The following is a 1,136-nucleotide window of genomic DNA, read 5'->3' as shown; positions in this document are numbered from 1 at the left end:
AATACTTGCTGCGACTGTAATAAGTGCAAGCCTGCTGCCATTTACCTGTTCGGCAAATGCCGACTCACTGGGTATCAATAAAGACTGCGATAACCATCCTGTCAGCCAGTACGGCATGGACACCATTACCGCATTCAGTCAGTACAAGACGGAATCGAAAAAATTTAAAGATGCACTGACTGCGTTCTGCAATAAAGGCAAAACCATGGGCGACATGGGATTTGAAGCTGCCAATGCTCACTCTCTTGCTGAAGCAAGGAAATGGACTGACTCCAGTCTTCCCGGGGGAAATGAAGAGCAGAAAAAATTTTCAGCAGCCATGGGGAGCCTGCTTTACTATGCAATGCTGAATGGATTCTCTGGTTTTGACTATCCCAGACCGCCCGAGCAAAAAGAAAAACCAGTAAGCTCATTTAATCCAAATGAAATATGCGATGACATATCATCTAAAGCAGCCAAATATTCAACCTCGAATCTCCCCCCTCAAGTACAGATTTCATTAGCTGAGTGGAATCAAATCAAAGGCGAGTTTCAGATGGTGTGTTTTGCGGGAATTATGGCGGGTAACAATCGCCAGTCGGTTGACTCAAAAATATTGGCTGGAATGAATGATATTGGCAAAGAAGTGTATTTAAGTGCTTATCGTTCTGGTTCGGAATACCCAAAGCTTCGCAGCAAAAACAACACAGAAAAAAATGATGCTGCAACAAGGGAGAAAGCGGCCGCAAAGGAGAAAGCAGATGCAGCCGGAAAACAAAGTGCCACCAACAAAACAAAGCAGGCTGACGATTATAAATCCAGGAGTGTTCGCCTTGACTCCCCCGATTTTCAACGTTTTCAGTCTTCACTCAGAAATGAATTTATGCGGCGAATTGGTGATGCGACGCGTTTTTCAGGAAAAGAATGTTCAATAAATGTCTGGATGTCACAGAAAGGTGAGGTTCTGTCAGCCAGGAAGGAATCCGGAGATGAAGAGCTTTGCTCTGTGGTATTGCAGGCATCGAAGGGAATGAGGCTTAGCCCTATGAGTAATGAAGTTTACGGAGTGTTCCGTAATCCATCCCTCAACTTTAAATTCTAGTTCATGCCGGGTAAGAGTCTTCACTTTTGTGGGGATTCTTATTTTCTTTTTGTTG

At 44.1% G+C, this 1,136-nt stretch carries 1 protein-coding gene; it reads left to right on the top strand.

Annotated features, from left to right (window positions below; translation table 11 throughout):
- Nucleotides 1-1,081 (top strand): cell envelope integrity TolA C-terminal domain-containing protein (locus tag AC007G_RS28275; protein ID WP_479466762.1); only part of this gene is annotated, 1,081 nt, incomplete at its 5' end.
- Nucleotides 1,082-1,136: the final 55 nt, after the last annotated feature.

It is taken from the genome of Klebsiella sp. CSG-1 (assembly GCF_056521145.1).
The sequence above is the reverse complement of the archived record's forward strand: the minus strand, read 5'-3'. Positions and strand labels throughout refer to the sequence as shown.